Source organism: Bifidobacterium rousetti (genome assembly GCF_008698235.1).
GTDB classification, from domain to species: domain Bacteria; phylum Actinomycetota; class Actinomycetes; order Actinomycetales; family Bifidobacteriaceae; genus Bifidobacterium; species Bifidobacterium rousetti.
Genome location: NZ_PEBH01000011.1, coordinates 75478 through 100849, shown reverse-complemented (window position 1 = coordinate 100849; position 25372 = coordinate 75478). Strand labels below are relative to the sequence as shown.

Below are 25372 nucleotides of genomic sequence, written 5' to 3'. Positions count from 1 at the left end.
TGTGGATGTAATTTCAGTTCTACCGTGATTCTATGCTGACACGCTGGAATCGCAATGGTCAAAATGATACGGGCGGTCCGTTTTCCGTTGGTTTCCGGTGAATTTCGCCGGCGTGGGCGCCTTGGCGTTTCGGCGGGTTTCGGTGCGTTTCGATGCCGTTCGACGCCGTGCGCGGGGTAGGATACCACGCCGCGGTTGCGTTTGTCGGCATTTAGGGATATATTCGTGAAGTTGTGTGTTCGGCTAGACACTCAGCGTGTGTCGGCGATTGCGCCTGACGTATGCGGATGTGCCCGGCCGGAACGCGAAAGACTTGACAGTCAAGGTTAAAGGGAGTCCATCATGGCAGCTCGTTGTGCAGTGTGCGGCAAGGGTCCGCAGGTCGGATACACCGTGTCTCACTCGCATATCCGCAACAAGCGTCGCTTCCGCCCGAACCTTCAGCCGGTGCGCACCACCGTCGACGGCCAGAACGTCCGTATCGCCGTGTGCGCCAAGTGCCTCAAGGCCGGCAAGGTCCAGCGCGTGGTTGCGTGAGTGCGCGATAGCGTAAACGTTATGAAGCCCCCATCGGTTCGCCGATGGGGGCTTTTGCTATCTTCACTGGTCCGCGTCCGCATATGCGGGAACAATGGATTGCCATGAGCATAACGTTGGATACCCGTATCGCCTCGCTGCTGGCGAACACGCGGCGCGTGTCCGCGCTCAAATCCTTCGGCATCGCGACCATCGGCGACGCGCTGACCTACTATCCGTTCCGCGTGTCCGATCCGGTGCCCGCGCGCGCCGTGCGCGAGGCGCGCGTCGGCGAGTCGATGGCGTTCGTCGCGACGGTCGTCTCGTCGCGTGTGATGACCGGCCGGATGCTCAGGCTCGAGGTCATCGTCGATGACGCCGTCTTCGCGGCCACCCGCGGTGTCGCCCCCGGCAAGGCCCGGCTCGTCTTCTTCTCCGGCAAGCGCGGGTACATCGACTGGATGTCGGCCAGGCTCGCCCGTGGCGCCGTCGTGGTCGTCGCGGGCGTGGCGGGCGAATACATGGGCCAGCTGCAGTTCACGCATCCGCAGATCCTCACCGTCGCGCCGGGCGTCGACATCGAGCGCAACGTGCGCGACCGGTCCAATCCGGGGTATCGCACGACAAACTATGACGCCCCCTCGCCGATCGAGGGGCTCGCGCGCGTCTGCCGGCCGCGTCCCGTCTACCATGCGTCGGCGCGACTGTCCAGCGAACGCATCCACGAGACGATCCTGAGCCTGATGTGGGCGCTCGGCGGACGGGACATGGCCGCGCCCGGCACCGACGACATCGCCCTGCAATCGCACGACGATGAGGAGGAGTTCGCCGGCACGCTCGCCAAGGCCATCCCCGACGTGCTGCCAGAGGATGTTCGCGCCGCGCGCGGGCTCATGCACCGGGCCGAGGCGTTCCGCGCGGTCCACGACCCCCAATCCGTCGAACTGTTCCACAAGGGCATCGAGACGTTGCGCTACGAGGAGGCGTTCGTCTGCCAGACGGCGCTGCTTCGGGCGCGTGACAGCGCGCACAAGGCCCCTGCCCACCCGTGTCCGCTGGAACCGCTGGAGATCGGGAATGTGGGGGAGTCACAGGCGCAAACCGGTCTGCGCGACCGGTTCCTCGCGTCGCTGCCGTTCGCGTTGACCCACGGCCAGCGCCAGGTCGTCGACGACATCGCGCGTGACATGTCCGGCGAGCGCCCGATGCGCCGCCTGCTGCAGGGCGAGGTCGGCTCCGGCAAGACCGTCGTCGCGCTCGCCGCGATGATGCAGGCGGTCGGCGCCGGGTATCAGGCCGTGCTCGTCGCGCCCACGCAGGTCCTCGCCGAACAGCACTACGACACCATCCGTCGCATGGTCGAGGCGATGGCCGGGGGATCGGCCGAGGGGCCGGCCGGGGAGCCGGTCGTGCCGGTCACGATGCTGACCGGCGGGATGCGGCTCGCGGCGCGGCGCAAGGCGCTCGCGTCGGCGGCCGGTGGCGAGGCGGGCATCATCGTCGCGACGCACGCCGCGTTCTCCAAGAGCTTCCAGGCGCCGAACCTCGCGCTCGTCGTCATCGACGAGCAGCACCGTTTCGGCGTCGAACAGCGTGACGCGCTCAACGTGGCGTCGGATGACGGCAGCGTGCCCCACCTGCTGGTGATGACCGCGACGCCGATCCCGCGCACCGCCGCGATGACCTGGTTCGGCGACCTCGACATCTCGTGGCTGACCGAACTGCCCGGCGGCCGCAAGCCGATCCGCACGATCGTCGTCGACGAGGCGGACGGGGCGACGATGGGGCGCATGTTCGCGCACATCCGCGCGCGCATCGACGCGGGGGAGCGCGCGTACATCGTGTGTGCGCGCATCGACGCGGATGCGGACACGGAAGGGGCGGGCTCGGACGCGGGTGGCGACGGCATCGACGACCTGTTCGAGGCGGTGGACGAGAACGGCGAGGCGGTGGCGCGCCCGCCGCTGCACTCGGTCGCGGAGATTGCCGCGCGTCTCGAATCCCTGCCGCAGTTCAAGGGCGTGAGGTTCGCGACGATGACCGGACGCGACAAGGACGACGTCAAGACCGCCGTCATGGCCGGATTCGCCTCTGGCGAGACCCCGGTGCTGGTCGCCACCACCGTCATCGAGGTGGGCGTCGACGTCAAGCAGGCCAGCTGCATCGTCATCTTCGACGCCGACCGGTACGGCCTGTCGCAGCTGCATCAGCTGCGCGGGCGCGTCGGACGCGGCGGCACCGACAGCTGGGCGTTCCTCGTCTCGCGCGCCGAGGCCGGCTCGCTTGCCGCGCAACGGCTCGAGGTCATCCGCGGGTCGCTCGACGGCGCCGAGATCGCCAAGGCCGATCTCGAGCTGCGCGGCGCCGGCGATGTGCTCGGCGATGCGCAGTCCGGCGCCAAATCGGGGCTCAAACTGCTGCGCGTCGTCAAGGACGCCGACCTCATCGTCGACGCGCGCTCGCGCGCGGAACGGCTGCTCGCCGCCGACCCCGAGCTGTCCGGCAACCCGCAGCTCGCCGGCGCCGTGCTCGACTTCACGCGCGGCAACGAGACCTTCCTCACCTCCAACTAAAGTCGGTCGTCATGCGTGTGATTTCCGGACGATTCAAGGGCATGGCGCTGGCCACGCCGAAAAGCGTGACCCGCCCCACCACCGACCGCACCAAGGAGGCGATCTTCTCCCGGCTCGACTCGTGGGGCGTGCTTGACGACGCCCGCGTGCTCGACCTGTTCGCCGGCACCGGCGCGCTCGGCGTCGAGGCGCTGTCGCGTGGGGGCCGTGAGCTGGTCGCCGTCGAGGCCAACGGTCCGGCGGCCGCGCTGATCGCGAAGACGCTGGGCGCGCTGAAGCGCAACCGCGCGTGGTCGGCGGATCTGAGGGCTCGCGTGGTCAAGGCGAAGGCGGAGCGGTTCGTCGAGCCGGCGCACCGGGTGGCGGGCGATGGCGCGGTGACCTTGCCCGCGGCCGACGCCTACGACGTGATCTTCATCGACCCGCCCTACGCGTTCGAGACCGAGGCGTGCGAGAAACTGCTCGCCGATCTTGCCTCCTCGGGCATGGCGGGCGAAGGCACGGTGATTGTGCTGGAGCGTTCCGCGCGCTCCGCCGACCCCAATCCGCCCGCCGGGTGGGGCGTCACCGATCGTCGCGATTACGGCGAGACCGCCGTGTTCTATATCGAGCGCGCCGAGGAGTGATGTGTCTGTCGGCTTCGTCTGTCTCTCCCCCAGTCAGCTTCGCTGACAGCCCCCTCGTCAGAGGGGGCCGGGCAAAGTCGAGATGGGGTGGGCCAGTGGAACGCCTCGGGTGAAGTCGAGAGGGGCCGGGCGGTGGAACGAGTCGGGCGGAATCGCGCTGTCTGGGATATCTCGTATCGTGGTATTCGTAAGCAATGGATCGAAACGATATATGTCAGATTGTGGCAATCTGTACGACGCCTGACGTTCACCGACGTGGACCGATCAGGTGCCGGGCGTCGTGGAGGGCCGGAACACCGAACCATGTGCAATCATGTGAAAGGGACAATCATGTCGAACTTCGTCGAGGAACTCGAAAAGCGCCGCTCCCAGTACGCCCTGACCGACGCCTCCCCGATCAGCGACCAGGAGATCGCCGACCTCGTCAAGAAGGTCACCGTCGAGGTGCCGAGCGCCTTCAACTCCCAGCCGCAGCGCGCCGTCGTCCTGTTCGGCGACGCCAACCAGAAGCTGTGGGGCATCGTCAAGGAGACCCTGCGCAAGGTCGTCAACGACGATGAGCAGTTCAAGGCCACCGAGGCCAAGATCAACGGCTTCGCCGCCGGCCATGGCACCGTGCTGTTCTACGACGACGAGGACGTCACCAAGCAGCTGCAGGAGAACATCCCGGCCTACGCCGCCAACTTCCCCGGCTTCGCCCGTGACGCCGCCGGCATGCTGCAGCTCGCCGTGTGGACCGCGCTCGCCGAGAAGGGCCTCGGCGCATCCCTGCAGCACTACAACCCGCTGATCGACGAGGCCGTCACCGCCGAGTTCGGCCTGCCGGCGAGCTGGAAGCTGCAGGCCCAGATGCCGTTCGGCGTCGTCGCCCAGCCGGCCGGCCCGGTCGACAAGCAGCCGGCCGACGCCCGCGTCAAGGTGTTCGGTCTGTGATCTAACCGGGGCCGGTTCACGGGATTCGTGTGTGCGATCCCCGGGAACCGGCCTTCCTTTCACACCCTCCTCGGATGAGCCGAGGAGACCTCCCAGCCGAGCGCGATCAGCGTCTTGCGGTCGGCCTTGTCGAGTGCCTTGCAGTCGAGCCGCTCGATCAGGTCGGGGCGGATCTCGCTGGTGCGCTCCAGCGCCTCGTCGCGGCGGTAGCGGTCCACCTTGCCGTGGTCGCCGGACAGGAGGATGTCCGGTACCTTGAGGCCGCGCCATTCGGCCGGCTTCGTGTACTGGTGATGCTCGAGCAGGGCGTTCTGCCCGGTGTAGGATTCCTCGACGATGGAGTCGGAGTTGCCCATGAACCCCGGAATCAGGCGGGTGATCGCCTCGATCATCACCGAGGTGGCGACCTCGCCGCCGTTGAGCACGTAATCGCCGATCGAATACTCGCGCACGTCCACGCCGCGCGAGCGGTAGTACTCGGGGATGCGCGCGTCATAGCCCTCGTAGCGGCCGCAGCCGAACAGCAGGTGGCCGGCGTGGGAGAGCTCGGTCGCGTCGCGTTGCGTGAACAGCGGCGCCGACGGATTGGGGAAGATCAGGACTGGGGTCGGTTGATCGGTCGGGGCGGTCGCCCTGTCGTTTGGCGCGGGGGCCTCGATATCCGCCGGCTCGAGACCGAGCAGCTCATCAAGACATTCGGCCCAGACACTGGGTTTCATGACCATGCCCGCGCCGCCGCCGACCGGGGTGTCGTCGACCGAGTGGTGCACGTCATGCGTCCAATCGCGCAGGTTATGCGCCGTAATGCGCAACAGGCCCTTCTCCTGCGCCTTGCCCATCAGGCTCAGCCCCATCACGTCGAAATATTCGGGGAACACGCTCACGATATCGATCTTCATAACCACCCACCCTATCGTAAGAGGTGCGTATAGGAACAATCGCACGAAGGAGCACATGATGGCGGCACGCAAGCTGATTCTGGATCTGGACACGGGCATCGACGACACGCTGGCGATCGCCTACGCGCTGGGCAGCGCCGACGAGGCCGACCTCATCGGCGTGACCGGCACGTACGGGAACGTCACCGTGCGCCGGGGCGTGCGCAACTCGCTCGCCGTGCTGCACCTGTTCGGGCGCGACGACGTGCCCGTCTACCCGGGCGTCGACCATCCGCTCGCCTATGATCCGGTGGCGAACGGCCCGTGGAAGCCGAGTGCCGGATCGGTCGCGGTCCACGCGCCCAACGGCCTCGGCGGTGCCGAGATCCCGGACTCGCCGCGCGAGGCCGAGCCGGACGGCTCCGCGGTCGACTTCATCATCGACGCGGTGCGCACGTACGGCGAGAACCTCGTGATCGTGCCGACCGGCGCGATGACGACGATGGCGACCGTCCTCGACAAGGCCCCGGACGTCAGGGACTCCGGCGCGCGCATCACCCTGATGGGCGGGGCTCTCACCGTGCCGGGCAACGTGAGCCCGGGCGCCGAGGCGAACATCTCCCAGGACCCCGAGGCCGCCGACCGCCTGTTCCGCTGCGGCGCACGCACTACGATGATCGGGCTCGACGTGACCCACCAGACCGCGCTGACCCGCAAGGGCACGGCCGTCTGGCGCGCCCTCGGCACCCCGGCGGGCGACTTCCTCGCCGACATGACCGACTACTACATCGACTTCTACCTCGCCAACCAGCCCGAGATCGGCGGATGCGGCCTGCACGATCCGCTCGCCGTCGCCGCCGCGCTCGACCCGACGCTCGTCACGACGCTCGGCGTGAACCTCAAGGTCGATCTGGACGGCGCGTTCCGCGGCCGTACGATCGGCGACCGGGCGCGCCTGACCGATCCGGACAAGCGCACGCAGGTCGCCCTCGGCGTCGACGTGCCGGAGTTCCTCGAGAGGTTCATGACGCGCGTCACCGCCCTCGCGGCGAAGTAGCGGCGGGGCGTCGGAGGGGCGCCGGGACGGAGCCCGAGACTGGGCCGCGGAATCTCCCACGATGAAATATCTCGTATCGTGGCGTCAAACGTGAGATTTCGCGGTGGAAAAGCGGGCTATCGACGGAACCGATAACGCTCACATCCCGCGGAAAACCGCGGTGCGGATAGCGCGCCATCAGAATTGACGATCCTCGGCAACTTCCTCGCCGACATCGCGTACTCGATCGCCGACCCGCGCGTGCGACTCGCGCAGAAGGCGCAGGCGTGAGATGGCGAAATCGAAGGCAACGAACATGATCGGCGTCAAGTCCAAGCCCAACCGCACGATCCCGCTGTGGCGACGCTACACGCGCGACCTCGTGCACATCCGCGCCGCGCAGATCGCGATCGGCATCCTCATCTTCATGCTGGTGTTCAGCTATCTGGGCCCGCTGTTCAGCCCGTATGGCCAGAACCAGCTCAACGTGCGCTTCGCCGAGCAGGCGCCGACCCTCGCGCACTGGCTCGGCACCGACGACTACGGCCGCGACGTGCTCACGCGACTGATGTACGCGGGCCGCGTCTCGATGCTCATCGGCATCCTGTCGACCGTCATGTCGATCGTGCTGGGCGCGCTCGTCGGCGTCGCCTCCGGCTACTTCGGCGGCCTCGTCGACGCGGTCATCATGCGCGTCGCCGACCTGCTCATGTCCATCCCGAGCCTGCCGCTGCTCATCATCATGGCCGCGTTCCTCTCCGCGTTCAAGGTGCCGCCCGACTCGCGCATCTACGTGGTGATGATCATGCTGAGCCTCATCGGCTGGCCCGGCATCGCCCGCATGATCCGCGGCGAGGTGCTCTCGCTGCGCGAGGAGCTGTACATGAAGGCCACCGAGGCGCTGGGGCTGAGCACCCGCTCGCGCCTGTTCCACCACCTGCTGCCCAACGTCTACCCGCTGCTCATCGTGCAGACCACGCTGAGCGTGGCCGGCGGCATCCTCATGGAGTCGACGCTGAGCTTCCTCGGCCTCGGCGTCATGCCGCCGAACGCCTCGTGGGGCAACATGATGGCCGTCGCCTCGAACCTCATGGACTTCCAGAAGCGCTGGTGGCTGTGGATCCCGCCGGGGTTCGCGGTCTTCATCACCGTGGTCAGCATCAACGTGCTCGGCGACCGCATCCGCGACGTCGTCGACCCGCGCTCGAAGGAGGCGTGATTTGTCGGACGAGAACAAGAACCGGTCTTCCATCCCCGAGCCCGGCGACGCCCTGCTGCGCATGAAGGACCTGCATGTGTCCTTCCCGCTGGAGGACGGCACCGTACGCAAGGCAGTCGACGGCGTCACGTTCGACGTGCCGCGCGGCAAGGTCACCTGCATCGTCGGCGAATCCGGCTCCGGCAAGTCCGTGACCGCGATGTCCGCGATCAACCTGATCGACAGGCCCGGACGCATCGACTCGGGGTCGATCGACTTCGACGGGCGGGATGTGCTCGCGATGGACGCCAAATCGCTGCAGCGACTGCGCGGCGAAGGCATCTCGATGATCTTCCAGGAGCCGATGCACTCGCTCAACCCGGTGTTCACGATCGGCAGCCAGATGGTCGAGACGATCATGACGCACCTCGACGTCACCAAGAAGGAGGCGTGGGCCAAGTCGGTCGCATGGCTCGAGCGCGTCGGACTGCCCAACCCCGAACGCATCATGCGCCTGTATCCGTACGAGCTGTCCGGCGGCATGGTGCAGCGTGCGATGATCGCGATCGCGCTGAGCTGCGAGCCGAAGCTGCTCATCGCCGACGAGCCGACCACCGCGCTCGACGTGACGATCCAGGCGCAGATCATCGACCTGCTGCTCTCGCTCAAGGCGCAGATGGGCCTGACGATCCTGTTCATCACGCACGATTTCGGCGTGGTCGCGGAGGTCGCCGACGAGGTCGTCGTCATGTACGAGGGGCACATCATGGAGCAGGGCGACGTCTACACGATCTTCGATCATCCGACGCACCCGTACACGAAGGCGCTGCTCGCCACCCGTCCGGTGATCGGCAGCCGGCGCCGTCGCCTCGCCACCGTGCGCGACATCGCGCCGGAGTTCTCCGACCTGTCCGACGGCACGTTCTTCAGCAAGCAGTATGGGTTCGACGACGCGACGGCCGGTTCCGGCGGTGCGGCGGGCACTGCGGGTGCGTCGGGCGCGGCAGGCGTCTCGCTCGACGACTTCAACGCCGTCGACCTGTCCGGCCGCGACCTCGGCGACCCGAACGCGCCGCTGGTCGAGGTGAAGCATCTCAAGAAGTACTTCCCGATCAAATCGGGCTTCTTCAACCGCGTGACCGACGTGGTGCGCGGCGTCAACGACGTGAACCTCACGGTCAACGCCGGTGAGACCGTCGGATTGGTGGGGGAGTCCGGTTCGGGCAAGACCACGCTCGGACAGACGATCCTGCGACTGCAGTCCAAGACCGAGGGCGAGGTGCGGTTCCGCGGGCGCGACGTGTTCGCGTTGCCGCCCAAGGAGCTGCGCACGCTGCGCCCGCAGATGCAGTACATCTTCCAGGACCCGTACAGCTCGCTCAACCCGAGGCTGCCGATCGTCGACGCGATCGGCGAACCGATGGTCGAGCACGGGCTGGCGACGAAGGACGACGTGCGCGACAAGGTCGTCCAGATGCTCGAGATCTGCGGGATGAACGCCGACGCGCTCGACCGCTACCCGCACGAGTTCTCCGGCGGCCAGCGCCAGCGCATCGGCATCGCCCGCGCGATGGCCCTGCGCCCCGATTTCGTCGTGGCCGACGAGCCGGTCGCCTCGCTCGACGTGTCGATTCAGGCGCAGATCATCAACCTGTTCAGTGATCTCAAGGAGATCCGCAAGACGGCGTTCCTGTTCATCTCGCACGATCTGAGCGTCGTCGAGCACCTGTGCGAGCGGATCGTCATCATGTATCTGGGCGTCGTGGTCGAAAGCGGCAGCCGCGAGGAGCTGTTCGCCAACCCACTGCATCCGTACACCAAGGAGCTGCTCGACGCGATCCCGGTGCCGAACCCGCGCCAGCGCCGCGCGGTCTCGGCCGCGGACGTGCCCGATGGGGACCCGGCCGCGCACCGCCCGTACGCGAAGGCGATCCGCGAGGGGCGTGTACCGGCGCTGCATCGGGTCGGTGACACGGATCACTGGGTCGCCGAGGTGTGATCCGGGGGATCGATCACATCCCCGGGATCAGCCCGCCCGGCGGGTCGAGGGTGAGATAGCCCTCCTCAAGGTCGATCTCAGGCACGATCTCGTCGACGAACGGCACCAGCGCGGTCTTCTCGACCACCGGCGTGCCGTCCTTGGCGGTGCCGACCGTCACCGGCTCGGCGAGACGGATCTTGAGCAATGACTGGGCGGGGGAGTCGATCACATCGACGACCTTGCCCACCACGCGCCCGGCCTCGACGCCGAGCGCGTTCTCCTCGTCCATGCGCGCCTCGAGGCCGATGAGATCCTTCGGATACCATTCGTCGGCCTCGAGCATGTCGTCCGGATCGTCGGCCTCGCCGTACAGCATGGTGCCGTTGAGCGCCTCGGAGGCGTTGCGGTCGTCGCAGCCATCCAGTTTGATGATCCATCGGTTCTTGAACGTGCGAGAGGATTCAATGGTGTACTCCGTCTCGCCGTCCTCGGAATACAGCACCGACCCGGGCTCGAAACGCCATTCCGGTTCGTCGGTGAAGATCTGTACGGTGACCTCGCCCTTCATGCCCTGGGCGCGGCCGATACGACAAACCCTCAGCAGCTCAGGCTGCTGAGGGTCGTCCTGCATATTCTGCTGATCTGTCATGCTAGGCAGTGTAGCCCAAGGCCGGCACCACCATCACACGTCGATCGGCGTGGCTGTCTCGCACAAGGTCAGCGGCGCACATCCATGATGTCGACGCGCACCTTGTGGTCGGACAGGGCCTGCACCACCGTGCGGATCGCGTTGGCCGTGCGGCCGGAGCGACCGATGACGCGGCCGATGTCCTCCGGGTTCACGCGCACGCGAAGCAGTTCGCCGCGCGCGTTCTCGTGGGACTTGACGGACACGTCATCCGGGAAATCGACGATGTTCTTGATGAGGTGTTCCACAGCCTGTGCGAGCATGACCAGCCTTCCTATGCGTTATGCCTGTTGGCGCAAGCTCACTCGGCGTCGGCCGGAGCGGCTTCCTCGGCCGGGGCCTCCTCGGCGGCGGCAGCGGCCTCAGCCTCGGCCTTGGCCTTCGCCTCGGCTTCGGACTTGGCGGCCTTGAGCTTCTGGGCCTCGGCCTCGACGGCCTCGACACGGGCGGCGGCATCCGGGCCGGCCTCGACGGTCTTCAGGGTGCCCTCGGCACCGTCAAGACCCTTGAACTTCTGCCAGTCGCCGGTGATGTTCAGCAGCTTGTAGACCTGTTCGGTCGGCTGGGCGCCGACACCCAGCCAGTACTGGGCGCGCTCGGAGTCGATCTTGATGGTCGACGGCTGGGTGTTCGGATCGTACGTACCGATCTCCTCGATGGCACGGCCATCGCGCTTGGTACGGGAATCCATGACGACCACGCGGTAGAACGCGTAGAACTTCTTACCCATGCGCTTGAGACGAATCTTGGTTGCCAAAACGGCTCTCCTTGTAAATCTAGGTTTGCGGAATCGGTTCGCTTTGTGGGGCGCAGCTCGCCGAGCCCACGTGTTCCTCGCGGCACGGGGTGTAGAGGGCGCCACGCACGCGCGAATAACTGGCCCATTATAACGCCGTGCCGCGGACTGTGCGACACGCGGCCATATCCTTGGCTCCCCTTGTCAGGGGAGCTGACCCGCGAAGTGGGGCTGAGGAGTAGTCGAGGTGATCGAGACCATGTCAGTCCAGCGTGATCGTGCCGGTGAGCGCGAGATGATCGGTGTCCTTGACCACGAACGATTCGACGCCGGAGAACGCGACTCCGGGCGTGGCAAGGATGTGGTCGAGCTCGATGCGCGGCCACGCGAGCCAGCTCGGGAACGTGAGTCGCGGTCCGGTGCCCTGTGTCAGGCTCGCGTCGCGGAACCGGCCGCTCGTCGTGCCGCCGCGGCCGCCGCGCGTGCCGAGCAGCGCGCGGAAGCTCGGGTGGTCGGTCGAGGAGTTGAGGTCGCCCATCACGACCGCGATGTTGCGGTCGCCGATGTGCTTCGCCCCGGCGAGCGCGCCGAGTCCGCGGATGCCGGCCGACCAGTCGCGGCAGCCGCGCATCGGGGACTTCGGATGCGCCGAGGCGATCGTCGCCGTGCGCCCGTCGGCCAGTCGCAGCGTGATCGCCGGCACGTCGGCCGCGGGGATCACGACGACGTTCGCCACGGCCGCGGCGGGCTCGAGCGTCGAGAACAGCATGTTGTAGCCGCCGTTGTCGCTCGCAGCCTTCGGCTCGCCGGACTGGCGGTGGGGGAGGAGATCGGCGATGCCGGCGGCGTCGAGCCGCGCGACGAGGTCGTCGGTCACCTCCTGCAGGGCGAGCACGTCGATGTGGCGCTCGCGCACCTCGCGCACGATCTGCGCGGCGTCGGCGCGGCCGTAGCGGCAGTTGAGCGTCATCAGGTTGAGGCGGGAGGGGAGTGTTTCACGCGGTGTTTCACGGTCGACGGAGACGTCGGAATGTATTTCACGCAGTGTTTCACGCGATGCGCCGGCGGCAGTGGAGCCGCCCTTGCCACCCCGCGGATTGAGGCTCTTCGACCAGTACTCGCTGCGACGCGTCGTCGAGGCGAGCGCCACAGCGATCAGCATGCACATCACGCCCCACTCGTGCGCCACGGCCGCGACGACGGCCGCGGCGCCGAGCGGCAGCCACAGGAACGGGATCAGCGCGATCATGTACGGCAGCGGCATCCACGCCTCCAAGCCGGCCGGCAGGTTCGCCACCGCCACCCAGATCGCGCCGACCAGCATCGCCACATACAGGACCGTCACCAGCATGAATCGTGTCCTCCCCGGATCAGTGCAGCAGGCCTGCGAGTCCGCCGCCGAAGTTCGGGGGCAGTTCGCCGCCGTTCGCGTCGAGCGCCTCCTGAAGGCCCGCGGGCAGGGCCGGGTTCTGCGGCTTCTTCGCGAACGCCGAGCCGCCCGACGCGCCGGACTTCTTGCCGGCGAGCTTGTCGCGCAACGCCTTCTCCTCGGCCTCGCGCTTCATCGGGTTGCCGGACTTGCCGCCCCTCTTCTTGTTCTTGCCCTTGCCCTTCTTGCCGCCGCCCATGGACGGGCCGCCGAAGCCGGGCATGCCGCCGCCGACCTTGTTGGACATGCGCTTCATCATCTTCGCGGCCTGCTCGAAACGCTGCAACAGCGCGTTGACCTGCGAGACCGTGGTGCCCGAACCGTAGGCGATGCGCGCGCGGCGGGAGCCGTCGATGATCTTCGGATCGCGGCGTTCGGCCGGCGTCATCGAGCGGATGATCGCCTCCGTGCGGTCGATCTCGCGCTCGTCGAACTGCTCCAGCTCCTTGCGGTGCTGGGCCATGCCCGGGATCATGCCAAGCAGCGACTTCATCGAACCGAGCTTGCGCACCTGCTGCAGCTGGTCGAGGAAGTCATCCAGACCGAACGAGCCGTCGGAGATTTTCGTGGCGGCCTTGCGGGCCTCCTCCTCGTCGAACTGCTTCTGCGCCTGCTCGATCAGGGTCATGATGTCGCCCATGTCGAGGATGCGCGAGGCCATGCGGTCCGGGTGGAAGACCTCGAAGTCCTTGAAGCCCTCGCCGATCGAGGCGAACAGGATCGGCTTGCCGGTCACGGACGCCACCGACAGGGCCGCGCCGCCTCGCGCATCGCCGTCGAGCTTGGAAAGCACCACGCCGGTGAAGTCCACGCCCTCGTCGAACGCCTTCGCGGTCTTGACCGCGTCCTGGCCGATCATCGCGTCGATGACGAACAGGATCTCGTTCGGCTGCACGGCGTCGCGGATGTCGCGCGCCTGCTTCATCAGCTCCTCGTCGACGCCCAGACGGCCGGCGGTATCGATGATCACCGTGTCATACAGCTTCTGCTTGGCGAACGCGATCGAATCGCGCGCCACCTTCACCGGGTCCCCGGTCGTGAGTCCCGGAGCGGACACCTCGTCGCCGCCGTCCGACTGCACGCCCTTCTCCGGGGCGTACACCGGCACGCCGGCGCGCTCGCCGACCACCTGCAGCTGCGTCACGGCGTTCGGACGCTGCAGATCGGCCGCGACCAGCAGCGGCGTGTGGCCGGAGTCCTTGAGCCAGTAGCCGAGCTTGCCGGCCAGCGTCGTCTTGCCGGCGCCCTGCAGACCGGCGAGCATGATGATCGTCGGCGGGTTCTTCGCGAAGTTCAGCGGACGGTCGACGCCGGCGCCGAGCACGTCGGTCAGCTCCTCGTCGACGATCTTGACGACCTGCTGCGCCGGGTTGAGCGCCTGCGACACCTCGGTGCCGAGGGCGCGTTCGCGCACGCGCGCGGTGAAGGAGCGCACCACCTCGAGCGCCACGTCGGCGTCGAGCAGCGCGCGGCGGATCTCGCGGATCGTGCCGTCGATGTCCGTTTCGGAAAGCTTGCCCTTGCTCTTCAGATGCTTGAACGCATTCGAGAGCTTGTCAGTCAAAGAACTAAATGCTGCCATAATGGGTTCAGTCTAGCCGCCACGCGGGAAAACCGGCGGCGGTCGGACGCCGGGCTCTGGCGTGGCCGGGCCTGATGCGGACTCAGCCCGGAGCATAGCCGGATCGGGGGTATCCGGTATCATAGAGGGGCAATAAAATTCCGTGGAATGTATCACGGCGGCCATGATGGCCGTGTTTTGATGATTTCCTGGACACCACCGAGCTGACTGCTGTGAGCCACTCCCCACAGGGCGGAAGCCAGGAGGGCAAGGGCCAACGCGGACAGCCAAGCACCGGAAGGCCCATCTATGAGCAGTACCCCCAATCAGCATCAGAACCACAATCAGAACAAGAACCAGAACAAGAATCACAAGACCATCGAGCGCCGCGCGCTCACCGTCGGCATCGTCGTCAACGTCGCCCAGGTCGCGGCCGGCATGGTCGTCTTCCTTATGACCGGCCTCAAGGCCATGTTCCTCGATTTCTCCTTCACCGCGATCTCCGTGCTGTCGGGACTCGTCGCGGTCTACCTGTCTCGTCGCACCGTGCGCACCACCGAACGCTTCCCGAACGGGCTGTTCGCCCTTGAGCCGATCTACGCGATCGCCAAGGCCATCCTCACGCTCTCGCTGCTCCTCTACTCCCTGCTCGACGTCATCCAAGTCGCCTACAACTACTTCGCGCTCGGACAGGGCGAGCCGATCGTCACCGGGCCGGTCGTCGTCTACGAGCTCTTCGCCGTGGCGGCCTGCTTCGGCCTGTGCGTCTACTACCGCTCCCGCAACCGTTCGATCCGCGATTCCAGCACGATGCTGAACGCCGAGGCCAACAGCTCCTTCGTCGACGGCGTGATGTCGGCCGGCGTCGGCGCCGTGGCGGTGATCCTCATGATCCTGCCCGCGGGCGGCCCGCTCGGGTTCCTGCACTACACCGGCGACTTCTTCATCACCGTGGCATTGGTCATCGCGACCATCAAGGAGCCGTTCGGCGTGCTGAGGGAGGCGTTCGTCGAACTGGTCGGCGGCGTGCACGACGACGACGAGACGAACGCGCACGTCGAGGCCGTCGCCCAGCGGCACCTGCCGGCGAACACCGAATACGACAAGACCCTGATCTTCAAGACCGGCATGAACTACACGGTCGACGTGTACCTCGCCGGCACCGGCGACACGATCGACGTGGCCGACCTCGTCGAGTGCAAGCGGTCGCTCGAGCGCGAGCTTAAGCGCCGCCTGCACATCGTCGACGTCGACTTCGTCTTCGACTGACCGGGGTCCGATCGGAACCTCGATCAGAGACCGCCGGGTCTACTTGAGAGACCAGGTCGAGCCCTGCGGGCCGTCCTCGATGGCGATGCCGGCCTCGGCCAGCGTATCGCGGATGGCGTCGGCCTTGGCGAAGTCGCGGGCCTTGCGGGCCTCGGCGCGGGCGGTCAGCTGCTCGCCGATCAGGGCCTCAAGCGCCTTGTGCTCCGGGGACTCGTCCCCGCCGTCGCCGGCCGCCCCGGCGGCGCCCTGCGACACCCACGGCTCGGCCAGCGGGTCGAGGCCCAGCGTGTCGAGCATCGCGCGCACCGAAACCAGCGCCGCGCGCACCTCGGCCCTGGCCTCGGGCGAGTCGGCGTGGTCGGTCAGGCGCGACAGCAGCGTGTTGCCGGAGCGGATCGCGGTGAAGATCGCCGCGGTCGCGCCGGACACGTTCACGTCGTCGTTCATCGCGGCCGTGAAATCGGCCGGCAGTCCCTCGGCCGGAACCGCCGCGATCTCCTCGCGCGTGGGCTGGCCGGACAGCGCGACGCCGGCGCGCTCGATGAAGTTCGCGATGCGCTCATAGGCCGCCTCGGCCTCGACGAGCGCCTGATCGGACCATTCGAGCATCGAACGGTACTGCACGCCGCCCAGCGCGTAGCGCACCACCCACGCGGAGTGCTCGGCGAGCACGCTCGGCACGGACAGGCCGGTGCCCAGCGACTTCGACATCTTCTCGCCCTTGGCGGTGACCCACGCCGAGTGCATCCAGCGCGCGGCCGAGTCGTAGCCGGCGGCGCGGGTCTGCGCCATCTCGTTCTCGTGGTGCGGGAAGCGCAGGTCGAGGCCGCCGCCGTGGATGTCGAACCCGTCCTTGAGGTAGCGGTGGCTCATCGCCGAGCATTCGATGTGCCAGCCCGGTCGTCCCACGCCGAACGGGGTGTTCCAGCGCGCGTCCAGCGGATCGGTGTCCTTCGGCGCCTTCCACAGCGCGAAATCGCGCGGATCGTGCTTGTCGGGGGAGGCGTCGGCCGGATCGACCGGATTGTACTTGTCGTCGCCCGCGGCGTCGACGGACGGGCCCATGCGGTCGGCGACGGCCGCCGCCTCGTCCACCTCCGCGGCTCCGGACTGCTTCTGATGCGTCAGCTCGCCGTAATGCGGCCAAGAGGCGACGTCGAAGTACACGTTGCCGGTCGGCTTGCCGTCCTCGTCCGTGACGACGTAGCCGTGGCCGTTGTCGATGATGCGCTGGATCAGGTCGATCATGTCGGACATGTGGCCGGTCGCGCGAGGCTCGACCGTCGGCGGCAGCACGCCCAGCGTCTCATAGGCGTGGGTGAACTCGCGCTCGTAGTAGTAGGCGCGCGCCCACCACTGCTGGCCCGCGGCGGCGGCCTTGTCGAGGATCTTGTCGTCGATGTCGGTGACGTTGCGCACGAACGTGACCTTGTACCCGAGCTTCAGGAACCAGCGGCGGATGATGTCGAACGCGACGGCCGCGCGGATGTGGCCGATGTGCGGCGACGACTGCACGGTGGCGCCGCATACGTAGATGCCCACCTCGCCGGGCTTGATCGGCGTGAACACGCTCGTCGTGTGCGAGGCGGTGTCATAGAGCCTGAGCCCCGCGGCGAGCGGGGAGACCTTCGCCTCCGTGAGCGAGCTCGGCATCACGGAAGTATTGAAATCATGCGATTCTTGGCTATTTCCCATACGTCAAGGGTACACCCGTGGCCTACATCCCGTGGCCTGCACATGACTTGGGGCGACTCGGGGGCGATCGCCGTTTACGTGGCTCGTGCCACAATGGGGGGCATGACTCCGCAAGTGCTTGTGCTCCAACACGTGCCCTGGGAGAAACCCGGGCGTATCCTCACCAATCTCGAGGACCTCGGTATCAACTATCAGGTCCTCAGCATCGTCGACGAGAAGAAGCCGGACCTGCCCTCGTTCGACGAAGTCGCGGGCGTGGTCATCATGGGCGGTCCGATGGGCGCCACGGACTACGACAAGCACCCCGGGCTCAAGGCCGAGGTGAAACTCGCCCGCGCCGCGATCGCCGTGAACAAGCCGGTGCTCGGCGTATGCCTCGGGCATCAGATCATCGCCACCGCGCTCGGCGCGAAGCTGCACCACGGCGAGGCGCCGGAGATCGGCTTCGGGCCGATCAAACGCGTCGACAAGCACGACTACTTCTCGATGTGGGACAAGCAGATCGACGTGCTCCACTGGCACAACGACGTGGTGGGCCTGCCCGAGGGCGCGCAGCTGCTCGCCCGATCCTCCGCCACCAAGGTTCAGGCGTTCCGCGCCGGCTCCGCGCTGGGACTCCAGTTCCATCTGGAGGTCACCGCCTCGCTGCTCGAGGAGTGGCTCGCCGAACCGAGCATGGTCAAGGACCTCAAGGCCGCCGGCGGCTCCAAGACGCAGCTGCGCGAGGACTTCGAACGCTGCAACCCGCTGCTCGAGCCGTTCGCCGAACAGGTGTTCTCCGGGTTCGCCGTGCGCTGCAACAACTACGCGCAGGGGCTCGCCAAGGCCGAGGCGGAGAAGGCCCCCAAGGACCCGGTCATCTCCTAGCGGGGTGAGCAACACTTCTTAGGCATGTTTTGCATTTGTTAGGCACCCACGTGCCGAAACGGGTGTCCGTAGCACGTCAGGGCCGCCGGAAAACCGCGCTTTTCCGGCGGCCGCCGTTATGGACACCTCGTGGCATGTGCCTAAGAAACGTCAGATGTGCCTAGCAAATGCGAAAAAAGTGTATGTCACGGCCCCTGTTGCGGCCTCAGGCTACATTGGTGAGTCATGCCGACTTACGATATTGGACTCGAACACGTTTCGCTCGCCTTCGCCACCAAGACCATCTTCACCGATGTGACGCAGGGCGTATTCGAAGGCGACCGCATCGGCATCGTCGGCCGCAACGGCGACGGCAAATCCACGCTGCTGCACCTGTTCCGCGGCACGCAGGAGCCCGATTCCGGCCGTGTGACCAAACGCGGCGGCCTCACCTTCGGCATGCTCGACCAGCGCGATCCGCTCGACGACGACGCCACGATCCGCCAGGTCGCGCTCGAGGGCCGAGCCGACTACGAATGGGCGTCCGACAACACCTCCCGCGAGATCGTCGAGGCTCTGCTCGGCGGCATGAGCCTCGACGCGAAGGTCGGGTCCCTGTCCGGCGGCCAGCGCCGCCGCGCCGACCTCGCCCGACTGCTCCTCAAGGACTGGGACATCCTCGCGCTCGACGAGCCCACCAACCACCTCGACGTCGTCACTATCCACTGGCTCGCCGAACACCTGAAGAACCGCTGGTCGAAGGGGCAGGGGGCGCTGCTGCTCGTCACCCACGACCGCTGGTTCCTCGACGAGGTGTGCGAGTCGATGTGGGAGGTCCACGACGGGGTCATCGAACCGTTCGAGGGCGGCTACTCCGCGTACATGCTCCAGCGCGTCGAACGCGACCGACAGGCCGACGTGCGCGAGACCAAGCGCCGCAACCTCGCCCGCAAGGAGCTCGCGTGGCTGTCGCGCGGCGCACGCGCCCGCTCCACCAAGCAGAAGTTCCACGTCAAGGCCGCGCGCGAGCTCATCGCCGACGTGCCGCCGATGCGCAACACGCTCGAACTCAAGCAGATGGCCACCTCGCGCCTCGGCAAGCAGGTCGTCGACCTCGTCGACGTGACCCAGATCTTCGAGCATGCGCAGGGCACCGTGTCGGCCGCCGACGCCATCGACCCGGACGTGGCGGCGCTCGCCGACTCCGCGTCGCGCGTGGACGTGGTCGATGCGATGTACGCCGAACCGCAGGTGCACGGCTCGGTCGAGGTGGCCGTCACCGACATGACCGACCCGCGTCTCGTCGACGCCGGCGTGCCCGAGGCGATCAAGGCCGTCGAGGAGGCTCGCGCCCGGGCCGAGGCGGAAGGCGGAGCGGCGGCTGCGGCCTCGTCGACTGTGTCCGTGCCGTCGCTCAACGACGACCGCGAGGTGCGTCGCATGAACACCGGTGGCGAGACCATCGGCGGCGGACCCGAAGCGGGCGGAGCCGAACCCACGTCCGCCGCGCGCAAGGTCACCGTGACCGGCCGCGAGATCCTCGACGACGTGACCTGGCTGATCGGCCCGGGCGACCGGTTCGGCATCGTCGGCGCGAACGGCGCCGGCAAGTCGACGCTCCTGAAGCTCATCGACGGGACGATCACCCCGACCGCCGGGCATGTGAACATCGGCAAGACCGTGAAGTTCGCGGTGCTTTCGCAGCGTCTCGACGAGCTCGAGAAGCTCGGCAAATACAAGATCAAGGAAGTGCTCTCGCGCTACAAGCCGAGCTACATCGTCGACGGCAAGGAGGTCACTCCGGGCCAGCTGATGGAGCGTCTCGGCTTCGAGTCCGCGCAGCTGATGACCCCGATCCGCGACCTGTCCGGCGGCCAGAAGCGCCGCATGCAGCTGCTGCTCATCCTGCTCGACGAGCCGAACGTGCTCATCATGGACGAGCCCGGCAACGATCTCGACACCGACATGCTCGCCGTGATGGAGGACCTGCTCGACACCTGGCCGGGCACGCTGATCGTCGTCTCCCACGACCGCTATCTGCTCGAGCGCGTCACCGACCAGCAGTTCGCGCTGATCGGCGGCAAGGTGCGTCACCTGCCCGGCGGCGTGCAGGACTATCTCGACATGGTCGAGGACCTGAAGAACGGCAAGGGACTGCCGGACGAGGTCGCCGGGATCGCGGGCACGGGTTCCGGTTCGGGTTCCGGGACGAGGGGACGCGCAGGTTCGGCAGGCGCCGCCGGCGGCAGGAACGGTCAGGCGTCCGATGCGGCGTCTTCGGCCTCCGTCGCCGGTGATTCCGGCGATTCCGCGCCGAAGCTCACCGGCAAGGCGTTCCACGACGCGTCGAAGCGCGTCTCCGCGATCGAACGCAAGCTCGACAAGCTGGAGGAGCAGAAGACCGACCTCGAGGCGCAGATGGCCGCGCACGACCCGAGCGACTACGAGGGCCTCAACAAGCTCAACGATCAGCTCAAGGCCGTCTCCGACGAGTCGGAGGAGCTCACCCTCGAGTGGATGGACCTGTCCGAACAGCTCGGCCGGTAGCCGGCGCCTTCCCCTATCGCGAGCCGTTCATGCGGATGTAGGCCGCGTGTTCGCGCAGATACTGGCGTAGATAGGGGATGGCGAAATCCACCTTGCCATAGCCGGCGTCGCTGATGACTTGGGCGTCGATGAGTCTCGTCCGGTAGATGTTGGCGTAGTTGACGTCCTTGCCCATGCGCTCGGCGACCGTCGATGTGGATGATGGGCCGTCGTCCTGCGCCATCGCGAGCAGGTAGGTTTTGTCAACGGGGGAGAGACCGTTCAGCTCGGGGCCGTGCACGGCGTCACCTAGTCTGGTCAGCGCGTTGGCGATGCCCTGTTTGGCGTCTTCCTCGGTGACTCTGGCATCGTCCGCAGTGGTTCCGTCGGCATTGCGGTGACGGCGGTAGGCGATGCGCCAGATATGATAGCCGACCAGTTGAATCATGAAGGGGTATCCCTCCGTGGCGTTGGCCGCCATGGAAAGTGGTTCGCCGGCAATGGTGATTCCGGAATCGGCGAACGTGTCCTCAAAGGCGTCTGTGACGTCTTGCAGGGGGATGTCACCCAGTTGCTCGGCCTGTGCGCGTCGCAGAAATGTCAGTACCTCGTCGTTGAGCCACTTGGACGCAATGGTGGGTAGTCCGGCGAAGACGAAGGCGATGTTGCGTTCCTCGCGGATCAGGTGCTGGACAGCGGTGGCGATGGCGACCATGTCGGTGCGCTCGGCGGCTTGCGCTTCATCGATGGTGACCAGCAGTCCGGCATGCTTGTGTGCGAGTGCGTCCAATCTGCGGCCGAAGGCGTCGCGGAGTGTCAGCGGCATCTGCTGCGACGAGACATGGGCTTCGCCCAGACTCAGCCCACCCAATCCAGCAACCGACAGTGACGGTTTGAGCGAGAGATCGACCGCTGTCGCGGGAGGCGTCAATCGGTCGAGCAGACGTTGTGCGAGGCCGGTTGAGGCCGTCTCGTCGATCACCTCCCATTTGCGTGCTTTGGCGATGAGGCCGAACTCGGTCAGGATGACGGTCTTGCCGACTCCTCGGGCTCCGGTCACGCGCATCAGCCGGCCCGGTGCACCGGGGCCGTCGTCGAGTCCCTCCTCGAAATCGTCGATGACGGTGTCGCGGCCGATAAGCAGCGGCGGCATCCGTCCTGCAGTGGGCTTGAACGGATTGCTGTGTCGTTGCATCGCCATGAGTGCCTCTCCTTCACCTTATCTGTGCCTTATCTGTGCCTTATCTATGCCGTGTCGTGCTGCGAGGCCGTTGAAATATAAAGATTATAAAGAATTATAAAACTTTATAAAAGAATGTAAAGATGGGATTGCTTGGTCATCGCGCGGTCTGGCGTCCCATCGTGCGGTGAATGTCCCATGGAGCGGTGAGGTGATTTTGCGGATTGGCGGAATACCGCCATTTTGCGTCACCGCGCGATGGGCGAAACACTACTTCATGGGGAGTTCACCGCTTCATGGGAGAGTTCACCGCGCGATGGAGCGGCTGGGGTCGGGGCCAACTGCGCTCGCGGATGTCGGACGTCCGCCGCCATGCCGGACATCCGCCGCCATGTCGGTCATTCACCGGGGTTCTTCAGCAGGTTGTCGGTGATCTTCATGTCGTTCTCCCGCAGCGGGGTCCAGTGGATGTCGGCACGGGGGTGACGGTCATCTCCGCCGAATGGCATGGCGTTGAGCTTGGCGATGGCCGCATCAACCTGCAGAAGGTAGCTCCAGTCGACAAGCGCCAGATGGCGTTCTGCGGATTCGTCGATGCGGACGACGTCCTTCAGATACTTCCCAAGCTGGCCGTCGTCGAGATGCGCGAGATCGTGGAAGGCGTCATACGCCTCGTCGCGTTCCCGGACCAGTTGCGTGACGTCGCAGGGCTTGGGAACGAATCCGTTGGTTACCATGTAGGCGTTCCAGCGCAGATGCTCCAGTCGGCCGATCTGTTCCTTGACCTGTTCGGTGTCCTTGGTGCCGTACGCTTCCCATACCCGACGTTCGATCGGGATGAAATCGGCGGCTGCACGGCTGGATTCGCGATCGTACAGGCTGCAGTCGTTCCACCCGTTGCGAATGTCCTGCGTGAGATCACTCTCATCGGCCTTGATCAGATCGGCGCTCTTCGCCGCAGCAAGGTCGCTATACCGTCCGTTGATCAGCATCGCCCGCGTGTCGAGCTCAGAGTGCAGCAGCACTCGTGCGGAGACGGTCTCGTCGATGTCGCCATACAGGCGCACGGTGATGGAGCTCCATGCGGTGCCCCCGTCGTCGTTCCGTGCGCCCTTCGCGTCGGGGTTCTCGCGTCCGCCGTATTCGTTCTCGTGCACGTATCCGGCAGGTTCATCCTCGCTGTACTGGACGAACAGCAGCCGGTCATGCTTCAGCGTGCCGAACCGGCGCCGAAGCGCGCGTGCGATGATCGCGCGTTGTGACGGCGCACGGCCGGTGTCCGGCGAGGTGAACACCACCAGGGTGGCCTGTTCGGCGTCGCCCGTCTGATCGTCGGCCTCAGCAGCCCCGCCGTCCGAAGGCGTCGTGACCGATCTCACCATCTCGAAAACGGTGTGGTGGAAGGTGAACGTCGCCGGGGGAGTCAGCGGATAGGTGTGCTCCGGCATCGTGTCGGCGAACAGGGCCGGGTACGCGCAACGCAGTCGCTCCTCGATGATGTCGGCGTGCTCGCTGGCGATGTGGATCGTCGGGTATCCCTCGAGCGACTGCCCGTTGCGGATGAGATAGACGGCCATCAGCACCACGCTCTCCACGTCGTCGCCGACGATCATCGCGTTCAGCCGGCGCAGTCCGAGCTCGAACCGTGGAGTGTTCTCGCTCAGAGCGTCGTCGGCGATATGTCGTATCAGCTGTCGGATCTGGATCTCCCTGACGCTGTACGAATAGGTGTCGTTCGTCAGGTTCGTGGCGGTGTCCGTAATCAGCTCGTGGGCCGCATCCTTCATATCCTGTTTGCCGCCTGTGACGTGCCTGTCGAGTGTATCGGGGTCGTGCTTGAACACGGTGATGCGTCCGTTGCGGAACACGACGGATGTGAACGCGTCGCCGTTCGGCGTGTTCGCCGTTTCCCGCCTGGATCGCTTGTGTTTGAGGGCCGAAGCCAGTGTGCGCTCCATCGATTTGCGTTTCGTGTTCGCATGGCCGTCCCCGAGAACGATGGAATAGCGGGAGTCGTCATCGTCGGGCGTCAGTCTGATTCGCAGGATCAGATGTCGTGGCGAGTGCCGCTTGCCGCTTGGTCCCGTTCCGTCCGCTTCGCTTGTTCGATCCTTCCGATTGCGGTCCGATTCGTTCCGTTCCGTGAGATCGTCGATGAAGGACTGCGCCTGTTCGCGCATATCGTCCGTGAACTTCACGATGATGACGTCGTCGTACCGGTGGAACGTGGTTCGTAGGAACGTCCAGAAATTGGTGAACGTCGACAGCAATGCTTCGGCTGTGAGAGCGAAGGCGAGGATGTTGAGCAGGATGAATGCGATGTGCACCAGCGCCTGCCCCGGATCTCCAGAGATCCAGATTGCCCATTTGTCTGGTTCACAGTCCGACATCATGGATGGCAGCACCGTGAAGCTGTTGCCTCCGACGAATGCGAGGGCGGCGTTGCCGAGGGCGGTCAGGATGAGCGTCGGCAGGCCGAGTACGTTCCGTGCAGTCGAACCATCCCAGTTCTCGAAGCACGCGCATACCAACACCGCGACGAAGACGACCATGAACGCCCATGGACGTCTATTGCCAGACAGATATCGGTGAATAAGGTAGATCGCCGCCATCAATAGCGCCGCCGACAGCAGAATGATGCCGATGCCTCCGATGATCGCCCCTGTGCCAGACAGCATATCCGTTGCCTCGGAGCCGGTCGGACATGCGGCAGAGCCCTGTTCCGCGGCGAGCTGGATGGACGATGCGATCGGACTCATGACGATCCCCTTAGTCTCTTCTTGATCTCGATTCTATCGAAAAGCGGGTCATCGGTCTCGGTGATCCCACGGGTTGATGACCGTGACGTCGGTGCCTTCGAAGTCCTTGACGTTGCGCGTAGCCACGGCCGCGCCGTGCGACCGCGCGATCGCCGCGATCATCGCGTCCTGCACGCCGATCGGACGGCCCTGGGAACGGCGCGCGGCCATGATCGCCGCGTAATGGGGTGCTGCGGCACTGTTGAACGAGAATGTTCGGTGCCGGAAGTGCTCGATGAAAGCCGATGTGGTCTGTCTCAGCCGTTCTTTTCTGGAGGATTCGGGCATCAGGGCGAGACCGTACAGCAGCTCGGCGACGGTGATGCTGGTGACGTGCAGGTCCTGAAGGCGCTGGGCGATCATCCAGTCTCGGACGTTTCGATCCATCTGCCGTCTGCTGGTGACTTCGCTGATGACATTGGTGTCGAGGATGATCATCGGACGTCCTCCTGATCGCCGGCATCCCCGAAGTCAACGGGGCGGGGGCCGTGGTCGTAGGTGTTGCGCGGAGGACACAGCTGCTCGTCCCCGTCGAGCCCCTCGCCGCCGAGCAGCCGTTCCATTTCCTCTACGAGATCGGACGAGGTGGTGACCTGATGGGTGAGCCATTCGGTAGTGAACTCCTCGAGGATCGAACGCACCTCCGCCTCCATGGGCCGGTTGTTGTCCTTGGCCGCCTGCTTCAGCGTCGCCACGCATTCGTCGGAGAGCCGTCTGATGGTCAATGTGTTGGTTTTGCCGGGTTTCGGCTGCGTCGCTGCGGTGGTCATAGGTGCCTCCTGCTCTATGCTGTCGTGTCATGCCCGCAAGCGCTTGCATTGTGCTTGCATTGCCTGCATTCATGACGATAGCACATATTTGCATGCACTATGCAGTCATGTAGTGGGTTGGAATATTGCCTCA

Annotated in this window: 21 protein-coding genes and 2 pseudogenes; 12 read left to right on the top strand and 11 right to left on the bottom strand. The window is 66.0% G+C overall.

Annotation, left to right across the window (positions count from 1 at the left end; translation table 11 throughout):
- Positions 1 to 342 precede the first annotated feature (342 nt).
- The 4 genes from rpmB (at position 343) to CSQ85_RS11100 (ending at position 4648) form a co-directional block, all read left to right on the top strand.
- Entirely contained in the window at positions 343 to 537 is a 195-nt protein-coding gene (gene rpmB / locus CSQ85_RS11115; RefSeq protein WP_043166896.1) for a 50S ribosomal protein L28, read from the top strand.
- A gap of 104 nt (positions 538 to 641) precedes the next feature.
- Positions 642 to 3089 (top strand): ATP-dependent DNA helicase RecG, encoded by a 2448-nt coding sequence (locus tag CSQ85_RS11110; protein ID WP_150384097.1) that lies wholly within the window; start codon positions 642 to 644, stop codon positions 3087 to 3089.
- 11 nt (positions 3090 to 3100) lie between these two features.
- Positions 3101 to 3715 (top strand): RsmD family RNA methyltransferase, encoded by a 615-nt coding sequence (locus tag CSQ85_RS11105; RefSeq protein ID WP_150384096.1) that lies wholly within the window; start codon positions 3101 to 3103, stop codon positions 3713 to 3715.
- Between the two features lie 330 nt (positions 3716 to 4045).
- Complete coding sequence (locus tag CSQ85_RS11100) at positions 4046 to 4648, top strand: nitroreductase family protein (protein ID WP_107041938.1); 603 nt, start codon at positions 4046 to 4048, stop codon at positions 4646 to 4648.
- 59 nt (positions 4649 to 4707) lie between these two features.
- Here CSQ85_RS11100 and trmD read toward each other — a convergent pair whose 3' ends face one another.
- On the bottom strand, positions 4708 to 5547 hold the full coding sequence (gene trmD / locus CSQ85_RS11095) for a tRNA (guanosine(37)-N1)-methyltransferase TrmD (RefSeq protein ID WP_150384095.1): 840 nt from the start codon (positions 5545 to 5547) through the stop codon (positions 4708 to 4710).
- Between the two features lie 58 nt (positions 5548 to 5605).
- On the opposite strand from trmD, the gene CSQ85_RS11090 reads away from it, so the two are divergent.
- The 3 genes from CSQ85_RS11090 (at position 5606) to CSQ85_RS11080 (ending at position 9759) form a co-directional block, all read left to right on the top strand.
- Complete coding sequence (locus CSQ85_RS11090) at positions 5606 to 6583, top strand: nucleoside hydrolase (protein ID WP_150384094.1); 978 nt, start codon at positions 5606 to 5608, stop codon at positions 6581 to 6583.
- Positions 6584 to 6854: 271 nt separating this feature from the next.
- Complete coding sequence (locus tag CSQ85_RS11085; protein WP_223846952.1) at positions 6855 to 7781, top strand: ABC transporter permease; 927 nt, start codon at positions 6855 to 6857, stop codon at positions 7779 to 7781.
- 1 nt (position 7782) lies between these two features.
- A complete protein-coding gene (locus tag CSQ85_RS11080) occupies positions 7783 to 9759 on the top strand; it encodes an ABC transporter ATP-binding protein (protein ID WP_223846951.1) in 1977 nt (658 codons plus the stop codon).
- Positions 9760 to 9772: 13 nt separating this feature from the next.
- On the opposite strand, the gene rimM is transcribed toward CSQ85_RS11080, so the two are convergent.
- The 5 genes from rimM to ffh all read right to left on the bottom strand — a co-directional run bounded on the left by rimM (position 9773) and on the right by ffh (position 14176).
- Positions 9773 to 10390, bottom strand: coding sequence for a ribosome maturation factor RimM (rimM, locus tag CSQ85_RS11075; protein WP_150384093.1), 618 nt, complete (start codon positions 10388 to 10390; stop codon positions 9773 to 9775).
- Positions 10391 to 10458: 68 nt separating this feature from the next.
- Positions 10459 to 10692: an RNA-binding protein gene (locus tag CSQ85_RS11070; RefSeq protein ID WP_003828241.1), complete on the bottom strand. Its 234-nt coding sequence runs from the start codon at positions 10690 to 10692 to the stop codon at positions 10459 to 10461.
- 38 nt (positions 10693 to 10730) lie between these two features.
- Positions 10731 to 11186, bottom strand: a complete 456-nt coding sequence (gene rpsP, locus CSQ85_RS11065; protein ID WP_107041943.1) for a 30S ribosomal protein S16 — start codon at positions 11184 to 11186, stop codon at positions 10731 to 10733.
- Positions 11187 to 11427: 241 nt separating this feature from the next.
- Positions 11428 to 12513: an endonuclease/exonuclease/phosphatase family protein gene (locus CSQ85_RS11060; RefSeq protein WP_150384107.1), complete on the bottom strand. Its 1086-nt coding sequence runs from the start codon at positions 12511 to 12513 to the stop codon at positions 11428 to 11430.
- 22 nt (positions 12514 to 12535) lie between these two features.
- Positions 12536 to 14176 carry a signal recognition particle protein gene (gene ffh / locus CSQ85_RS11055; protein WP_150384092.1) on the bottom strand — a complete coding sequence of 547 codons (1641 nt, stop codon included), beginning with the start codon at positions 14174 to 14176 and terminating at the stop codon, positions 12536 to 12538.
- A gap of 288 nt (positions 14177 to 14464) precedes the next feature.
- On the opposite strand from ffh, the gene CSQ85_RS11050 reads away from it, so the two are divergent.
- Positions 14465 to 15424 carry a cation transporter gene (locus tag CSQ85_RS11050; protein ID WP_150384091.1) on the top strand — a complete coding sequence of 320 codons (960 nt, stop codon included), beginning with the start codon at positions 14465 to 14467 and terminating at the stop codon, positions 15422 to 15424.
- 39 nt (positions 15425 to 15463) lie between these two features.
- Here the strand turns inward: CSQ85_RS11050 and cysS are convergent, their stop codons facing one another.
- The gene (gene cysS / locus CSQ85_RS11045; RefSeq protein WP_150384090.1) at positions 15464 to 17119 is read right to left on the bottom strand and encodes a cysteine--tRNA ligase; all 1656 of its coding nucleotides are present in this window, start codon (positions 17117 to 17119) and stop codon (positions 15464 to 15466) included.
- Positions 17120 to 17221: 102 nt separating this feature from the next.
- Between cysS and CSQ85_RS11040 the strand changes: the two genes are divergently transcribed.
- The 3 genes and pseudogenes from CSQ85_RS11040 to CSQ85_RS13670 form a co-directional block, all read left to right on the top strand.
- Positions 17222 to 17986: a type 1 glutamine amidotransferase gene (locus CSQ85_RS11040; protein ID WP_107041949.1), complete on the top strand. Its 765-nt coding sequence runs from the start codon at positions 17222 to 17224 to the stop codon at positions 17984 to 17986.
- 225 nt (positions 17987 to 18211) lie between these two features.
- Positions 18212 to 18607, top strand: a pseudogene (locus CSQ85_RS13675) (ATP-binding cassette domain-containing protein); the annotation flags it as partial.
- Positions 18608 to 19459: 852 nt separating this feature from the next.
- Positions 19460 to 20512 (top strand): annotated as a pseudogene (locus CSQ85_RS13670) (ATP-binding cassette domain-containing protein); the annotation flags it as partial.
- A gap of 13 nt (positions 20513 to 20525) precedes the next feature.
- On the opposite strand, the gene CSQ85_RS11030 reads toward CSQ85_RS13670, so the two are convergent.
- Both CSQ85_RS11030 and CSQ85_RS13665 read right to left on the bottom strand, forming a co-directional pair.
- Positions 20526 to 21692, bottom strand: coding sequence for an ATP-binding protein (locus tag CSQ85_RS11030; protein ID WP_150384088.1), 1167 nt, complete (start codon positions 21690 to 21692; stop codon positions 20526 to 20528).
- 377 nt (positions 21693 to 22069) lie between these two features.
- Positions 22070 to 23458 (bottom strand): hypothetical protein, encoded by a 1389-nt coding sequence (locus CSQ85_RS13665; RefSeq protein WP_395956860.1) that lies wholly within the window; start codon positions 23456 to 23458, stop codon positions 22070 to 22072.
- 192 nt (positions 23459 to 23650) lie between these two features.
- Between CSQ85_RS13665 and CSQ85_RS13660 the strand changes: the two genes are divergently transcribed.
- Positions 23651 to 23908, top strand: a complete 258-nt coding sequence (locus tag CSQ85_RS13660; protein ID WP_395956858.1) for a hypothetical protein — start codon at positions 23651 to 23653, stop codon at positions 23906 to 23908.
- 570 nt (positions 23909 to 24478) lie between these two features.
- On the opposite strand, the gene CSQ85_RS11020 is transcribed toward CSQ85_RS13660, so the two are convergent.
- Together CSQ85_RS11020 and CSQ85_RS11015 are read right to left on the bottom strand one after the other, a co-directional pair.
- On the bottom strand, positions 24479 to 24907 hold the full coding sequence (locus tag CSQ85_RS11020) for a type II toxin-antitoxin system VapC family toxin (RefSeq protein WP_150384086.1): 429 nt from the start codon (positions 24905 to 24907) through the stop codon (positions 24479 to 24481).
- Positions 24904 to 25239, bottom strand: a complete 336-nt coding sequence (locus CSQ85_RS11015; RefSeq protein ID WP_150384085.1) for a FitA-like ribbon-helix-helix domain-containing protein — start codon at positions 25237 to 25239, stop codon at positions 24904 to 24906. The genes CSQ85_RS11020 and CSQ85_RS11015 overlap by 4 nt, the downstream gene beginning before the upstream one ends.
- Between the last annotated feature and the right edge of the window lie 133 nt (positions 25240 to 25372).